18 protein-coding genes and 1 riboswitch are annotated in these 14,668 nt (G+C 72.2%); of the genes, 13 read left to right on the forward strand and 5 right to left on the reverse strand.

Annotated elements, in window-relative coordinates; genetic code table 11:
- Positions 1-51: 51 nt before the first annotated feature.
- Both ACGGAQ_RS10215 and ACGGAQ_RS10220 read right to left on the reverse strand, forming a co-directional pair.
- Positions 52-942 (reverse strand): septum formation family protein, encoded by an 891-nt coding sequence (locus ACGGAQ_RS10215; RefSeq protein ID WP_393046684.1) that lies wholly within the window; start codon positions 940-942, stop codon positions 52-54.
- 84 nt (positions 943-1,026) lie between these two features.
- The gene (locus ACGGAQ_RS10220) at positions 1,027-1,917 is read right to left on the reverse strand and encodes a septum formation family protein (RefSeq protein ID WP_393046687.1); all 891 of its coding nucleotides are present in this window, start codon (positions 1,915-1,917) and stop codon (positions 1,027-1,029) included.
- Between the two features lie 254 nt (positions 1,918-2,171).
- Here ACGGAQ_RS10220 and rpe point away from each other — a divergent pair, with 254 nt between their 5' ends.
- The 7 genes from rpe (at position 2,172) to ribH (ending at position 8,456) form a co-directional block, all read left to right on the forward strand.
- The gene (rpe, locus tag ACGGAQ_RS10225) at positions 2,172-2,852 is read left to right on the forward strand and encodes a ribulose-phosphate 3-epimerase (protein WP_393046689.1); all 681 of its coding nucleotides are present in this window, start codon (positions 2,172-2,174) and stop codon (positions 2,850-2,852) included.
- A 1-nt stretch (position 2,853) separates the two neighbouring features.
- Positions 2,854-3,810, forward strand: coding sequence for a response regulator (locus ACGGAQ_RS10230; RefSeq protein ID WP_393046692.1), 957 nt, complete (start codon positions 2,854-2,856; stop codon positions 3,808-3,810).
- A gap of 78 nt (positions 3,811-3,888) precedes the next feature.
- A riboswitch (FMN riboswitch) is annotated at positions 3,889-4,059 on the forward strand.
- 161 nt (positions 4,060-4,220) lie between these two features.
- Positions 4,221-5,282 (forward strand): bifunctional diaminohydroxyphosphoribosylaminopyrimidine deaminase/5-amino-6-(5-phosphoribosylamino)uracil reductase RibD, encoded by a 1,062-nt coding sequence (ribD, locus tag ACGGAQ_RS10235; RefSeq protein ID WP_393046695.1) that lies wholly within the window; start codon positions 4,221-4,223, stop codon positions 5,280-5,282.
- Position 5,283: 1 nt separating this feature from the next.
- Positions 5,284-5,922 carry a riboflavin synthase gene (locus tag ACGGAQ_RS10240; protein ID WP_393046698.1) on the forward strand — a complete coding sequence of 213 codons (639 nt, stop codon included), beginning with the start codon at positions 5,284-5,286 and terminating at the stop codon, positions 5,920-5,922.
- Complete coding sequence (pnuC, locus tag ACGGAQ_RS10245) at positions 5,922-6,611, forward strand: nicotinamide riboside transporter PnuC (RefSeq protein WP_354857812.1); 690 nt, start codon at positions 5,922-5,924, stop codon at positions 6,609-6,611. Before ACGGAQ_RS10240 ends, pnuC begins: the two co-directional genes overlap by 1 nt.
- 76 nt (positions 6,612-6,687) lie before the next feature.
- Positions 6,688-7,953: a bifunctional 3,4-dihydroxy-2-butanone-4-phosphate synthase/GTP cyclohydrolase II gene (locus tag ACGGAQ_RS10250; protein ID WP_393046701.1), complete on the forward strand. Its 1,266-nt coding sequence runs from the start codon at positions 6,688-6,690 to the stop codon at positions 7,951-7,953.
- 2 nt (positions 7,954-7,955) lie between these two features.
- Complete coding sequence (ribH, locus tag ACGGAQ_RS10255) at positions 7,956-8,456, forward strand: 6,7-dimethyl-8-ribityllumazine synthase (protein ID WP_234589790.1); 501 nt, start codon at positions 7,956-7,958, stop codon at positions 8,454-8,456.
- Positions 8,457-8,593: 137 nt separating this feature from the next.
- Here the strand turns inward: ribH and ACGGAQ_RS10260 are convergent, their stop codons facing one another.
- Genes ACGGAQ_RS10260 through ACGGAQ_RS10270 form a run of 3 tightly spaced genes read right to left on the reverse strand, consistent with a single transcriptional unit; the run spans position 8,594 to position 11,036 of the window.
- Positions 8,594-9,337 carry an amino acid ABC transporter ATP-binding protein gene (locus ACGGAQ_RS10260; protein WP_393046704.1) on the reverse strand — a complete coding sequence of 248 codons (744 nt, stop codon included), beginning with the start codon at positions 9,335-9,337 and terminating at the stop codon, positions 8,594-8,596.
- Between the two features lie 2 nt (positions 9,338-9,339).
- Positions 9,340-10,185 carry an amino acid ABC transporter permease gene (locus ACGGAQ_RS10265; protein ID WP_393046706.1) on the reverse strand — a complete coding sequence of 282 codons (846 nt, stop codon included), beginning with the start codon at positions 10,183-10,185 and terminating at the stop codon, positions 9,340-9,342.
- The gene (locus tag ACGGAQ_RS10270) at positions 10,182-11,036 is read right to left on the reverse strand and encodes a transporter substrate-binding domain-containing protein (RefSeq protein WP_393046709.1); all 855 of its coding nucleotides are present in this window, start codon (positions 11,034-11,036) and stop codon (positions 10,182-10,184) included. The genes ACGGAQ_RS10265 and ACGGAQ_RS10270 overlap by 4 nt, the downstream gene beginning before the upstream one ends.
- A gap of 133 nt (positions 11,037-11,169) precedes the next feature.
- Between ACGGAQ_RS10270 and ACGGAQ_RS10275 the strand changes: the two genes are divergently transcribed.
- The 6 genes from ACGGAQ_RS10275 (at position 11,170) to rplT (ending at position 14,626) form a co-directional block, all read left to right on the forward strand.
- On the forward strand, positions 11,170-11,433 hold the full coding sequence (locus ACGGAQ_RS10275; RefSeq protein ID WP_030335709.1) for a phosphoribosyl-ATP diphosphatase: 264 nt from the start codon (positions 11,170-11,172) through the stop codon (positions 11,431-11,433).
- A gap of 45 nt (positions 11,434-11,478) precedes the next feature.
- Positions 11,479-12,324, forward strand: a complete 846-nt coding sequence (gene hisG / locus ACGGAQ_RS10280; protein ID WP_393046714.1) for an ATP phosphoribosyltransferase — start codon at positions 11,479-11,481, stop codon at positions 12,322-12,324.
- Positions 12,325-12,495: 171 nt separating this feature from the next.
- Positions 12,496-12,969, forward strand: coding sequence for a PH domain-containing protein (locus ACGGAQ_RS10285; protein ID WP_393046716.1), 474 nt, complete (start codon positions 12,496-12,498; stop codon positions 12,967-12,969).
- Positions 12,970-13,336: 367 nt separating this feature from the next.
- Positions 13,337-13,987, forward strand: a complete 651-nt coding sequence (gene infC, locus ACGGAQ_RS10290; protein ID WP_393046719.1) for a translation initiation factor IF-3 — start codon at positions 13,337-13,339, stop codon at positions 13,985-13,987.
- A 19-nt stretch (positions 13,988-14,006) separates the two neighbouring features.
- On the forward strand, positions 14,007-14,201 hold the full coding sequence (rpmI, locus tag ACGGAQ_RS10295; RefSeq protein WP_007458415.1) for a 50S ribosomal protein L35: 195 nt from the start codon (positions 14,007-14,009) through the stop codon (positions 14,199-14,201).
- A 32-nt stretch (positions 14,202-14,233) separates the two neighbouring features.
- Positions 14,234-14,626: a 50S ribosomal protein L20 gene (gene rplT, locus ACGGAQ_RS10300; RefSeq protein ID WP_030335718.1), complete on the forward strand. Its 393-nt coding sequence runs from the start codon at positions 14,234-14,236 to the stop codon at positions 14,624-14,626.
- Positions 14,627-14,668: the final 42 nt, after the last annotated feature.

Consider the following 14,668-nt stretch of genomic DNA (forward strand, 5'->3'; position numbering starts at 1 on the left):
ACGCGACACCGCACCCGGCCGAGCCGGCCGGGTGCGGTCGTGCGGCCGGGGTCAGGTGACCGGAAGGCCCTTGGTGCCGGCGTTCTTCAGCGAGCGGGTCAGGTTCCGGTCGCTGATCCAGAGGAAGCACTGCACGCCGCGGTTGCCGTTGCGCCACTCCTGCTCGTACGGCTGGTAGTAGATCGTTCCGGCGCGGAAGTCGAGCTGCGAGTTGTCGGGCACCTTGGCGTACTTGGCCGTCACCGACTGGCACGCCCGGTGGGTGCGCTTGGTGGTGCGGTTGAACTCGGCGTAGCTGATGTCCGGGGCCTGCCAGATACCGACGAACTCGGCGTGGTGCTTGGCGGTGCAGGACACCGCCACCATCTCCTCGATCTTGTCCTTGTCCAGCTTGGGGTTGAAGCAGCGGTACGCCAGCGGCGACGCGCCGGTCAGGGCACCCCGCAGGCTGCCGGTGCGCAGGTCGACGGCGGTGTCGTCGATGCTGGCGATCTCGGTGACGTCACAGCGGTACCAGCGGGCCCCGCCGGCCCAGGCGGCCGGCGAGGGCAGCACGACGGCGAGCCCGAGGCGCCCCGAGCGCCAGTCGCCGCCGACGGCCTTGTTGACCTCCGTCTCGCAGCCGGCCTGCGCGGCCCGCATGCCTACCGAGCCGGGTGGCGGAGGTGTGCCGCGTTCGGTGCCGGGGCCGGTGAGCGTACCGACGTGCAGGGTCTCCACCCGGTGCGACTCGGCGCACTCCATCGGGTTGTAGCCGCTGAGGAAGCCGACCTGCTGGGAGGAGTGGTGGCAGACGCCGGCGGTGGGGACGAACTGCTGCGCCGCCACGGGCGCCGGCCAGTCGTCGATGAGGTCACGGTCGACTCCGGCGGGTGCGCCACAGCCGGTGAGCGCCAGCGCCACCACCGCGCCCCCGGCAATCGCCGTCAACCACCGTCGCATCGTCGACCTCCCGCCGCTGGTGACCTCCGGACGGCCCCCAGCCGGCCGGTAGCGCCACGGCGCAGCAGCATACGGCACCGTGACTCAGATCGCGGGCAGTCCCTCGGGGCCGGCGCCGCGCATCGAACGGGTGAGTTTGCGGTCGTCGCTCCACAGGAAACAGCGCACTCCACGGTCGCCCTCCTCCCATTCCCGCTGCGACGGTGGGTAGTAGATGGACCCGGCCCGGTACGGCAGGTCGCTGTTGTTCGGCACGGCCGCGTACGTGGCGATCAGCGCCATGCAGCGCCGGTGCGCCTGCTCACCCGCGCGGGTGAACTCGGCCCAGCTCATGTCCCGTTCCTCGTAGACGCCGACGAACTCGGCGCGGTGCGGCTCCGTGCAGAGCACCGGGGCCATGTAGTTGAGGTTGTCGCCGATCAGCTTGGGGTCGAAGCAGCCGTGGGTCAGCGGGGTGTCGCCGATCAACGCGCCGCGCAGGCTGCCGACGCGGTTCACCGGCCGGGTGTTGTCGATGCTGTCGGTCTCGCTGAGGTCGCAGCGGAACCAGCGTGCGCCGCCGGTCCAGGCTGGGCCGCTGGGCAGCGAGAGCGTCAGGGTGAGCCGGGCGGTGTGCCAGTCGCCGCCGAGCACCTCCCGGGCCCGCTGGTCGCACTCGGAGCGGGCCGCGCGCAGCGCGGTCGAGCCCGGGCCCGGTCGGGTGCTGGCCTGCGCGGCCGTGCCGGTGAACGTGCCGACGTGGATCGCCTCGGCGAGGTGGCTGCGGGCGCAGTCGACAGTCTCGTACGTGCTGGCCTGCACGACCGAGGTGATCCGGGGCAGGCAGGTGTCGGTGGCGGGGGTGAACGGTCTCGGAACCCGCAGTGCCGGCCAGTCGTCGGTGAGGTCACCGTCCGCGCCTCGCGCCGGCCCGCAGCCGGCCAGCAGCATCGTCGTGATGCCGACCAGCGCCAGCGCTGGAAGCCACCGTCGCATCGTCCGCCCTCCCGGGAGCTGGCGACCGGTCCTCGCGCCCCGCGGCGCGACCCCGGCGGGCGTGCAGCCTACGGCACCGTCCCGGTTGGAGTGTCGTCGCGTTTGGGTCGATCGGCCAGCCACTGATGTCTGTTCGTCCGGAATCGATGGCCCGGACCGGCCTATTCTGCACTACTGGTCACTGCTGGATCACAGCGTGTCGGAGTTGGTGCCGTGCTGCGGGCGGTGGGTGGCCGCGTTCGTACACTGGCCCCGTGACCGTACCGCCGCCGATCGTCGCGCCGAGCATCCTGGCCGCCGATTTCGCCCGCCTCGCCGAAGAGGTCCGTGCCGTCGAGGACGCCGCGGACTGGTTGCACGTGGACGTGATGGACAACCATTTCGTGCCCAATCTGACCATCGGGCTGCCCGTGGTGCAGAGCCTGCGAGCCGCCACCACGATGCCGTTCGACGTGCACCTGATGATCTCCGATCCGCGGCGGTGGGCCCCCGGCTACGCCGACGCCGGGGCGTACAACGTCACGTTCCACGCCGAGGCGGCCGACGACCCGGTGGCGCTCGCCAAGGACCTGCGCTCGGCCGGCGCGAAGGCGGGGCTGGCCATCGACCGGGACACTCCGATCGAGCCGTACCTGGAGCTGCTGCCCAGCTTCGACACCCTGCTGATCATGACGATCAAGGCGGGCTTCGGCGGGCAGCGGTTCATCCCGCAAATGCTGGACAAGGTCCGCGCCGCCCGTCGGCACGTCGACGCCGGCCACCTGGAGCTGCGCATCGAGGTGGACGGCGGGATCGCCGCCGACACCATCGAGCAGGCGTCCGCCGCCGGGGCGGACGCGTTCGTGGCCGGCACCGCCGTCTACGGCGCCGCCGACCCGGCCGAGGCGGTCCGGCGCCTGCGGGCCCTGGCGGAGCGCGCGGCGCCCGGGGCCTGAGGTGGAGCCCGAGGCCGACCGCAAGGACATCATCCTCGTCGTCGACGACGACGCGGACATCGCTCGGTTCGTCGAGTTCAACCTGCGGTTGCACGGCTTCGAGGTGATCCACGCCAGTGACGGCCAGGAGGCCCTGGAGGTCATCGAGCGGCAACGGCCGGACCTGGCGGTGGTCGACCTCATGATGCCCCGCATCGACGGGCTGGAGCTGACCCGACGGCTGCGCGCCGACCCGATGACCTCCGCCATTCCGGTGATCATGCTGACGGCCAAGGGGATGACCGTGGACAAGGTCCACGGGCTCAGCGCCGGCGCGGACGACTACCTGGTCAAGCCGTTCGACACCGCCGAGCTGGTGGCCCGGGTCTCCTCGACGCTGCGGCGCAACAAGGAGTTCCGGGAGGTCTCCCCGCTGACCGGCCTGCCCGGCAACAGCCGGATCCGGCGGGAGATCAGCGACCGGGTCCGACAAGGAGTGGACTACGCGGTCGGCTACATCGACATCGACCGGTTCAAGAGCGTCAACGACCGGTACGGCTTCGTGCGCGGCGACGACTTCATCTCCGCGCTGGCCCGCAGCCTGCACCGGGCGGTGGTGGCGGTGGGTCTGCCGCCGGCCTTCCTCGGCCACGTCGGCGGCGACGACTTCGTGATCGTCTGCGCGCCGGACCAGGTCCGCCCGCTGACCTCCCGGGCGGTGGTCGACTTCGAGAAGTCCGCCGACACCCTCTACGACCCGACCGACCGTGAGCGCGGGTTCGTCGAGCTGAAGGACCGGCGCGGCACCATCCGCCGGGCCGCCCTGGTTACCCTCTCCATCGGGGTCTCCCTCTCCGACGCCGGCAAGCGGTTCACCGACCCCCTGGAGGCGATCGCGGTCGCCTCGGAGATGAAGACCGTCGCTAAGAGCCAGCCCGGGTCGTACGTGGCGGTGGACCGGCGGCGCGGCGTCACCTGACGCGTGATCCCGCTGTGAACTAGCTCGCCTCGATAAGGACACACCGCGTTCGGCGTGTAAGACTGCGGAGTACCCACCACGCGCTGGCGGGACTCGGTGAAATTCCGAACCGGCGGTGATCCACGGTCCAACCGTGGTCAGCCCGCGACCCGGACGGCTCTGCCGCCCGGTGGACCTGGTGAAAATCCGGGGCCGACGGTTGGGGGCGGTTCGTCCGCGCCCAGACAGTCCGGATGGGAGACAGCGCGCGGGACGGACGGGTCTTCAGCCGGCCGCTGGCGTCAGCGTGCCGTGCCGCCCATCCGGGTCGGCTGTGCCGTACCCGGAATCCGCCGCCGCCTGCCCGCGGTCCATGCCGCCTCCCTGACCGCCCGCGCGCGGACCGGCGAGTGAGAGGGCAGAACAGGGCGATGGCCAGCGTCTCCGTCGATGAGGCGATGCGGCGTGCGATCGAGCTGGCGGCTCGCGGGCTGGGCACCACCAGCCCCAACCCGGTGGTCGGGTGCGTGCTGCTCGACGCCGACGGCGAGGTCGTGGGGGAGGGCTTCCACGCCTACGCCGGTGGGCCGCACGCCGAGATCGTCGCGCTGGCCCAGGCCGGCCCGCGCGCCGAGGGCGGCACCGCGGTCGTCACTCTGGAACCCTGCGACCACACCGGCCGCACCGGCCCCTGCAGCACCGCGCTCGTCCAGGCCGGGGTGGCCCGCGTGGTCATCGCGGTGCCCGATCCGAACCCGGTGGCCTCCGGCGGCGCCGCCACGTTGCGCGCCGCCGGGGTCCAGGTGGATCTGGGCGTACGCGGCGACGAGGCCGAGGCCGGCAACGTCGCGTGGTTGACCTCGATGCGCCGGGGCTGGCCGTACGTCATCTGGAAGTACGCCGCCACCGTCGACGGCCGGTCCGCCGCCGCGGACGGCACCAGCATGTGGATCACCTCGGAGGCGGCCCGGATCGACGTGCACGCGCTGCGCGGCACTGTCGACGCGGTCGTCGCCGGGGTGGGCACCGTGCTCGCCGACGATCCCCGGTTGACGGCCCGCAACCTGCGCGACGGCAGCCTGGCCATCCGGCAGCCGCTGCGGGTGGTGGTGGACAGCTCGGGGCGTACCCCCCTCGACGCCCGGGTCCGCGACGGCGCCGCGCGGACGTGGATCGCGACCGCGACCGAGGTGGGCGCGGGCCCGGACGGCCGGGTCGACCTGTCGGCGCTGCTCGCGGCGCTGCACCAGCGCGGGGTCCGCGCGGTGCTGCTGGAGGGCGGCCCCCGGCTGGCCGGCGCGTTCCTGGCCGCCGGCCTGGTCGACAAGATCGTCGGGTACGTCGCGCCCCGGCTGCTCGGCGCCGGCCCCACCGCCCTGGTCGACGCGGGAGTGACGACCATCGCTGAGGCCATCGATCTGGAGTTCGTCGACGTTACGCAGATCGGTCCGGATCTCCGGATCACCGCTTTGCCCCGCAAAAGGGAGGGCTGACATGTTCACCGGCATTGTCGAGGAGTTGGGGGAGATCGTCCGGGTCACGGCCACGGCGGGCGATTCGGCGCTGATCGCCGTGCGCGGCCCGTTGGTCACCTCGGACGCCCGCCACGGTGATTCCATCGCCGTCAACGGCGTCTGCCTGACGGTGGTGGACGCGGCCGACGGCGTCTTCACCGCCGACGTCATGGGCGAGACCCTGCGCCGGTCCGCGCTGGGCGCGCTGCGTCCCGGCGACCCGGTCAACCTGGAACGGGCGGCGGCGCTGGGCAGCCGCCTCGGCGGGCACCTCGTGCAGGGCCACGTCGACGGCGTCGGCGAACTGATCTCCCGGGAACCGGCCGAGCAGTGGGAGACGGTGCGGTTCCGGCTGCCCGCCGCCCTGGCCCGGTACGTGGTGGAGAAGGGCTCGATCACCATCGACGGCGTGTCGCTGACCGTGGCCGAGGTGGGCGCGGACGAGTTCTCCGTCGGACTGATCCCCACCACCCTGAAGCTGACCACGCTCGGCGCGAAGGGCGTCGGCGACCCGGTCAACCTGGAGGTCGATGTGCTGGCCAAGTACGTCGAGCGGCTGCTCGGCGCCCGGCTCACCGACGCGTCCGGGGCGACCCCGAGCACGGGCGGGGTGGCCTGATGGGTCCCCTCGGCTGGCTGCTCGACGCCCAGGTGCAGGTGGCCGGCTCGCCGGTGCTGGCCCGGGAGATCGTCGGCAACGTGTTCGGGCTGGTCTCCGCGCTGCTCGGGTTGCGCCGGCTGGTCTGGGCGTGGCCGGTCGGCATGATCGGCAACGCGCTGCTGTTCACCGTCTTCCTCGGCGGGGTGTTCGCCACCCCGCAGGCGCACGACCTGTACGGGCAGGCCGGCCGGCAGGTGTTCTTCTTCGCGGTCAGCGTCTACGGCTGGTGGCGGTGGCGCCGCAACAGCCGCGTCGACGCCGACCACGCCGCGGTGCTGCCGCGCTGGGCCACCGGGCGGGAGCGGCTCGTGCTGCTGCTGGCCGCCGTCGTCGGCACCGCCGCCGCGTACCCGGTGCTCAAGGCGCTGGGCTCCTGGGGTCCGCTGCCGGACGCCTGGATCCTCACCGGCAGCCTGCTGGCCACCTACGGCATGGCCCGCGGCTGGGTCGAGTTCTGGCTGGTGTGGATCGCGGTGGACGCGGTGGGCGTGCCGCTGCTGCTGCGCGGCGGGTTCTACCCGTCCGCGGCCATGTACCTGGTCTACGGCGCCTTCTGCGCCTGGGGCTTCGCCGCCTGGTGGCGCACCTCGCGCGCCACCCGGCCGGCCGCAGCCCTCCCGCCCACCTACACGGAGGCCGTCGCATGAGCGAGCGCAGCGAGCGAATCATCAGGTGCAGTCCGATGGTGCCTGGTGACGCCATGGAGCGAAGCGGAGTGGCGGCATGAGCAGCTTCGCGGATATCGACGAGGCGATCGCCGAGATCGCCGCCGGGCGGCCGGTCGTCGTGGTCGACGACGCCGATCGGGAGAACGAGGGCGACCTGATCTTCGCGGCCGAGCGGGCCACGCCGGAGCTGATGGCGTTCATGGTGCGCCACACCTCCGGGTACGTCTGCGTGGCGTTGACCGAGAGCGAGGCCGACCGGCTCGACCTGCCGCCGATGCACCACACCAACCAGGATCGGCGCGGCACCGCGTACACGGTGACCGTGGACGCCCGGGAGGGGATCAGCACCGGCATCTCGGCGGCCGACCGCGCGCACACCAGCCGGCTGCTCGCCGGCGCGGCGACCGACCCGACCGACCTGGCCCGGCCCGGGCACGTGGTGCCGCTGCGCGCCCGCGAGGGCGGGGTGCTGCGCCGACCCGGGCACACCGAGGCGGCGATCGACCTGACCCGGCTCGCCGGGCTGCGCCCGGCCGGCGTGCTCTGCGAGCTGGTCAACGACGACGGCACCATGATGCGGTTGCCGGACCTGGAGAAGTTCGCCGCCGAGCACGGCCTCATGCTGATCACCATCGCCGACCTGATCGCCTACCGGCGGCGTACCGAGAAGCAGGTCGAGCTGGTCGCCGACGCCCGGATGCCGACCCGGCACGGGGTGTTCCGGGCGCTCGGCTACCGCGCCGAGCACGACCCGGCCGAGCACGTCGCGATGGTGCTCGGTGACCTCGGCGACGGTCAGGACGTGCTGGTCCGGGTCCACTCCGAGTGCCTGACCGGGGACGTGTTCGGCTCGCTGCGCTGCGACTGCGGGCCGCAGCTGGACGCCGCGCTGGCCCGGGTCGCCCGCGAGGGCCGGGGCGTGGTGCTCTACGTGCGCGGGCACGAGGGCCGCGGCATCGGCCTGCTGCACAAGCTGCAGGCGTACCAGTTGCAGGACCAGGGTCGCGACACCGTGGACGCCAACCTCGACCTGGGTCTGCCGGCCGACGCCCGCGACTACGGCACCGGCGCGCAGATCCTGTACGACCTGGGCGTGCGCTCGATGCGGCTGCTCACCAACAACCCGGCGAAGCGGGCCGGGCTGGAAGGCTACGGGCTCACCGTCACCGGCCGCGAGAGCCTGCCGGCCGGCGCGCACCCGGAGAACCTGCGCTACCTGCGCACCAAGCGGGACCGGATGGGTCACCTGCTGGACGAGTTGGACGAGGTGTCCGAGGCGCCGCTGGGGCGTCCGGTCGCCGACGACGAGATCGGAGCATGACGATGGCGGGTTTCGGCGAGCCGGGAGTCGAGGCGGTCGACGCCGCGGGGTTGACCGTCGGGGTGGTGGCCGCACGCTGGCACGGCGACCTGACCGACCACATGCTGGAGCGCGCGGTCGCCGCCGCCGAGGCGTGCGGGGCGCGGTCCGTGGTGGCGCGGGTCGCCGGCTCCGTCGAGCTGCCGGTCGTCGCCCAGGCCCTCGCCCGCCGCTGCGACGTGGTGGTCGCGCTCGGCGTGGTCGTGCGGGGCGCCACCGCCCACTTCGACTACGTGTGCCGGTCGGTCACCGACGGGCTGACCCGGGTGGCGCTGGACGAGGGCAAACCGGTGGCGCACGGCGTGCTCACCGTGGAGACCATCGAGCAGGCCCGGGACCGCGCCGGGCTGCCCGGCTCGGCGGAGGACAAGGGCTGGGCGGCGACCGTGGCGGCGCTCGACGCGGCGCTGGCCGTCCGGACCGTGGCCGCCGGCAACGCGCAGCGGGTCGGCTTCGGCGGCTGACGCCGCCTCCGGCCCTGCTCGGCTTCGGTGCCGGCCGGCTTCGGAGCCTGCGCGGCCTCGGAGTCGGCCGGCTTCGGTGTCGGCTGGCCTCAGAGTCGGCCGGCCTCAGAGTCGGCTGGCCTCGGAGCCGGCTGGCCTCAGAGTCGGCCGGCCTCGATGATGCGGCGCAGGAACTGGCGGGTCCGGGCCTGGGTCGGCTCGCCGAGCACCTGCTCCGGTGGGCCGCTCTCGACGACGCGCCCCGCGTCGAGGAAGCACACCTCGTCGGCGACCTCCCGGGCGAAACCCATCTCGTGGGTGGCCAGCACCATGGTCATCCCGTCGGCCTTCAGGTCCCGGATCATCGTGAGCACCTCGCCGACGAGTTCCGGGTCCAGGGCCGAGGTGACCTCGTCGAGCAGCATCAGGCGGGGCGAGTTCGCCAGCGCCCGGACGATCGCCACCCGCTGCTGCTGCCCGCCGGAGAGCGCGTCCGGGTAGGCGTGCGCCTTCGCGCCCAGCCCCACCCGGTCGAGCAGGTCGCGGGCCTGGGCCTCGGCCTCGGCGCGGGACCGCCCGTGCACGCGCCGGGGCGCGAGGGTGATGTTGTCCAGCACGCTCAGGTGCGGAAACAGGTTGTACGCCTGGAACACCATGCCGATCCGCCGGCGAACCCGGTCGGCGTCCACCCGGGGGTCGGAGATGTCCTCCCCGTCCAGCTCGATGGTGCCGTCGTCCACCTCCTCCAGGAGGTTCACGCACCGCAGCAGGGTGGACTTGCCCGACCCGGACGCCCCGATCAGGGCCACCACCCGATGCTCGGCGACCGTCAGGTCGAGCCGGTCCAGCACGATGTGGCCGGCGAACTCCTTGCGCAGACCCCGGCAGCGCAGCAGCGCCATGGTCAGCCTCCCGACTGGCGACGGGCCGAGCGCAGCGTCACCCAGTCGGTGACGGCGATCAGCGGGATCGCGAGCAGCACGAACAGCACTCCGGCCACGACGTACGGGGTGTAGTTGAACGACTGGGCGGTGGCGATCTGGGCGGCGCGGACCGCGTCGATCGGGCCGGCGAGCGAGACCAGCCCGACGTCCTTCTGCAGGGCCACCACGTCGTTGAGCAGCGGTGGCGCCACCCGGCGCACGGCCTGCGGCAGCACCACGTGCCGCATCGTCTGCCGGTAGGTCAGGCCCAGCGAGCGGGCCGCGGCGAGCTGGCTGGGGTGCACCGACTCGATGCCGGCCCGGAACACCTCGGCCAGGTAGCCGCCGTAGGTGAGCACCAGCGCGAGCCCGCCGAGCACCAGCACCGACGGCATGCCCCGCAGCCGTAGCCCGGGGACGCCGAGGGTGAGCAGGTACAGCACGATGATCAGCGGCAGACCCCGGAAGGTGTACGTGTAGCCGGCGGCCAGCGCCCGTACCGGAAAGAAGACCGGGCCGCGCAGTGTCCGCAGCACGGCGATCGCCAGCCCGAGCAGCAGCGCGCCGGCCGCGCAGCAGACCAGCAGCCGGACGTTGAGCCAGAGCCCGTCCAGCACGGCCGGCAGCGCGTCGGCCCCGATCTGCGGGTCGAAGAACGACTGCCGGACCCGGTCCCAGCCCGGAGCGCCGGTCACGGCGACGACCAGCAACGTGCCGAGCGCCGCCGTGGAGAAGGCCGCGATCAGCACGCTGTGCACGCTCTGCCGACGCCGGTACGCCGACCGCCGCAGCTGCGCCGCGGAGGGGGTGTGTTCCCGCGGCGTCACTTCAGCTCGGCCGCTCCCGCCACCTGCGCGAGCCACTTCTGCTCCAGTTCGGTCAGCGTGCCGGCCTCGCTGAGCTGACCGACCGCGCCGCTCACGCAGCGGGTCAGCGGCGAGTTCTTGTCCAGCAGCAGCCCGAACGCCTCCGGCACGCCCACCTGCGGCACCTGCCCGACGATCGTCGCGTCGGTGATCTCCGCGCCGGTGATGTAGAAGGCGGTCGGCAGGTCCACCACGAGCCCGTCGATCTGCCCGTTCTGCAGGGCCTTCTTGGCGTCGTCGTTGCTGTTGTAGACCTGCGGCTTCGCGGACGGCTTGATGACGTCCGTGATCGCCTGGTAGCTGGTCGTGCCGACCTGGGCGCCGAGCCGGGCGCCGCGCAGGTCGGCCAGCGAGGTCTTGCCGGCGATCTTCGAGGACTTCAGCGCGATGACGGTCTGCCGCACCAGGTAGTACGGCGCCGAGAAGTCCACCGCCTGCTTGCGCTCCTCGGTGACGGAGAACTGGTTGATGTCGAAGTCGAAGTTCTTCTCCCCGGGCGCGATCGCGGTGTCGAACTTGACCCGGGTCCAGGTGACGTCGCCCCGGGCGTAGCCGAGCTTGTCGGCCACCGCGTACGCGACGGCGGCCTCGAAGCCCTCGCCGTTGTCCGGCTTGTCCTGCCGGAACCACGGCTCGTACGCCGGCTGGTCGGTGGCGATGGTGAGCTTGCCCGGCGTACGGGTGGGCAGGCTGTCCTTCGTGCAGGACGGCGAGGCGGTCGGTGTCGGTTCCTCGTCCTGTGGCGCGCATCCGGCGGTGGCGACGACGACGCCGGCGAGGGTGAGCGCGAAGAGGCGTGAGCGGCTGGCCATGGCGGACAGCGTAGAGGTCCATGGGCGTCGATCGAAGATTTTCCCACCATGTTGATAGGGAATTGTCCGCCTGCTGGGTCGCGGTGGACCCGGACTCGGGGCGCCGGCCCGGCGGCTGGAAGAATCGTTCCCCGTGAAGACGTTCGAGGAGTTGTTCGCCGAGCTGCAGGCCAAGGCCGCCGCCGGCACCCCGGGCTCGGGCACCGTCGCCGCCCTGGACAAGGGCGTGCACTTCATCGGCAAGAAGGTTGTCGAGGAGGCGGCCGAGTCGTGGATGGCCGCCGAGCACGAGGGCCCGGAGCGCACCGCCGAGGAGATCTCCCAGCTGCTCTACCAGGTCCAGGTGCTGATGCTCGCCAGCGGCCTCGAGCTGAAGGACGTCTACCGACATCTGTGAGTGCGCCCCGTCGTTGATCAGATCCGATCGAAGGAGCACTCCGTCATGTTGCGTGTCGCCATCCCCAACAAGGGCACCCTGGCCGAGCCGGCCGCCCAGATGCTGCGCGAGGCGGGCTACCGCCAGCGCACCGACCCCAAGGACCTCGTCTGCCGCGACGAGGCCAACGATGTCGAATTCTTCTACCTGCGTCCCAAGGACATCGCCACCTACGTCGGCTCCGGTGACCTCGACCTCGGCATCACCGGCCGGGACCTGTTGATCGACTCGGCCGCGCCGGCCGAGGAGGTCGTCGACCTCGCCTTCGGCAAGGCCACCTTCCGCTTCGCCGCCCGCCCCGACGACATCGCCTCCGTGCAGGAGCTGGGCGGGCACCGGATCGCCACCGCGTACCCGGGGCTTGTCGAGCGGCACCTCAGCGAGGCGGGCGTCAAGGCCGACGTGATCCGCCTCGACGGTGCCGTGGAGAACGCCGTACGCCTCGGTGTCGCCGACGTGATCGCGGACGTGGTGGAGACCGGTGCCACCCTGCGCCAGGCGGGCCTGGTGGTCTTCGGTGAGCCGCTGCTGCGCTCGTCGGCGGTGCTGGTCCGTCGGGCCGGCGCGCCGGCGCAGGCGCAGGCCGAGCAGTTGCTGCGCCGCCTGCACGGCGTGCTGGTGGCCCGCCGCTACGTGATGCTCGCCTACGACGTGCCGGCCGGTCTGCTGGACCGCGCCAGCGGGCTCACCCCGGGCATCGAGTCGCCCACCGTGTCGCCGCTGCACCGCGAGGGCTGGGTGGCCGTAGAGGCGATGGTGCTCCGCGACGACGTGCACCGGATCATGGACGAGCTGTACGAACTGGGCGCCCGCGCCATCCTGGTGACGAACATCCACGCCTGTCGCCTCTGAGCGTCTACCCGATCGCGGAAACGGGGGTGTCCGCCCGCGCGGGACACCCCCGTTTCGCTGATCTCGAGTGGATCAACCGGGCTGCGCCGGCCCTGGTGCGCCGCGGGGCGCTGAGTGGTGGCTCGGCGGGTGGTGCGTCTGTGGGGCGGATACGGGTGGCAGACTGGTGGGGTGAGTGACACCGAGCTGGTCCGTCTCAAGCCCCGCCGCATCCGGGTGGTGTGCTGGTCGGCGGCGGTCGCGCTGGTGGTGGTGTTCGCCCTGGTCGCCACCTCGCTGAGCGGGCCGACCGGCGACGGCTACGGCAGCTTCCAGCGCGGCGATCAGATCGCCATGATCGGTCTGGGCATCTTCGGGGCGCTGGGTTTCCTGCTGTTCACCCGCCCGCGGGTGGAGGCGGACGCGCGGGGCATCCGGGTGCGCAACGTCATCAGCTCGTACGAGCTGCCCTGGGAGGTTGTCCGGGGTGTCCGTTTCGACCGGGGCGCGCCGTGGGCGAGCCTGGAGCTGCACGACGACGACCTGCTGCCGATGGTCGCCCTGCAGGCGGCCGACAAGGAGCTGGCGGTCGACGGGGTCCGCGCCCTGCGCCGGCTGCACGAGGCCCACCTGAACCGCCTCGCCCAGCGCGCCGCCGGCAGCTGACCCGCCGCGCGGCGACCCGGGCCACCGTCGGCGCTGCTCACGGCCGGGGGTGCCCGGTTTGGGGGCGGGCGAGGCGGCGGTGTACTGTTGTCGTGTCGACCAGGCTGTCTCCGCATGCGAGCAGACAGCCTTGAAAGCGGAGCGCCTGCTCCCACCCGAGTCGCCGCCACGGTGGCCGGGTCCGGTCACCGGTTCCGGGCACGTCCCGGTCCCGGACGTGTGATCCTGTGATCGCGCCGACCGGTCGAGCGGGCCCTGGCATGCGCCGGGGCCTTCTGCTTTCCGGGTCGGTTCCCACCCGGGAGCCGCGGGGGTCGGCGACAGAGCAGAAACGACTCGAGGAGGCCCCATCAGCGTCGAACCACGCGTGAACGAGCAGATCCGGGCACGTGAGGTCCGACTGGTCGGCCCCGAGGGTGAGCAGGTGGGCATCGTCCCGCTGGAGCGCGCCCTTCAGCTGGCCGCGGACGTCGATCTGGACCTGGTCGAGGTTGCGCCGATGGCGCGCCCGCCGGTGTGCAAGCTCATGGACTTCGGCAAGTTCAAGTACGAGAGCGCACTCAAGGCGCGCGAAGCGCGGCGTAATCAGCAGCAGACCGTCATCAAGGAAATGAAGCTTCGGCCGAAGATCGACCCGCACGACTACGAGACCAAGAAGGGTCACGTGGTGCGGTTCCTCAAGGCGGGCGACAAGGTCAAGGTGACGATCATGTTCCGCGGTCGCGAGCAGAGCCGCCCGGAGCTGGGTTACCGGCTCCTGCGTCGGCTCGAGTCCGAGATCACGGAACTGGGATACGTCGAGGCCGCTCCCAAGCAGGACGGCCGAAACATGATCATGGTTCTCGCCCCGCATCGGGCCGTCAAGGCCTCCGCGGTCGCCGCCACGGCGTCCCGCGGTGCACCTCGGGACCGGGCAGCGGACGAGTCCGCCGCTCCGGAAACCGATGAGACCGCGGCGGTCGGCGAGACCGCAGCAGCCGGTGACACCGGCACCGCCGCCGACACCAGCGGCGAGTAACAGGGGAGAGACGTTCCACATGCCGAAGATGAAGAGCCACACGGGTATGGGTAAGCGGGTCAAGGTGACCGGCAAGGGCAAGATCGTTGCCCAGCAGGCCGGCCTCCGCCACAACCTGGAGAAGAAGCCCTCCACCCAGACCCGCCGGCTGACCGGCACGGTCGTGCTGGCCAAGGCCGACGTCAAGCGCATCAAGAAGCTGCTCGGCCGCTGACGCGCGCCACCTTTACGTAATAAGGAGTTGAGATGGCACGCGTCAAGCGGGCTGTGAACGCCCAGAAGAAGCGTCGTACCCTGCTGGAGACCGCGAGTGGTTACCGCGGTCAGCGCTCCCGGCTGTACCGCAAGGCCAAGGAGCAGGTGCTGCACTCGATGCAGTACGCCTACCGGGACCGTCGCGACCGCAAGGGCGACTTCCGGCAGCTGTGGATCCAGCGGATCAACGCGGGCGCCCGGGCCAACGGGATGACCTACAACCGTCTGATCCAGGGCCTGCGTCTGGCCGGCATCGAGGTCGACCGCAAGATCCTGGCCGACCTGGCTGTCAACGACGCCGCCGCCTTCGCGGCGATCGTCGAGCTGGCCCGGGCCGCGGTCGCGGCCGAGGGCACCGGCGGCGCGGCGGCCCAGGCCGCCTGATCCCCCCGCACCAGAGCGAGGCGTCTCCCGTGTCGGCACCGC

The organism is Micromonospora sp. NPDC047557 (assembly GCF_043205095.1).
Taxonomy (GTDB): domain Bacteria; phylum Actinomycetota; class Actinomycetes; order Mycobacteriales; family Micromonosporaceae; genus Micromonospora.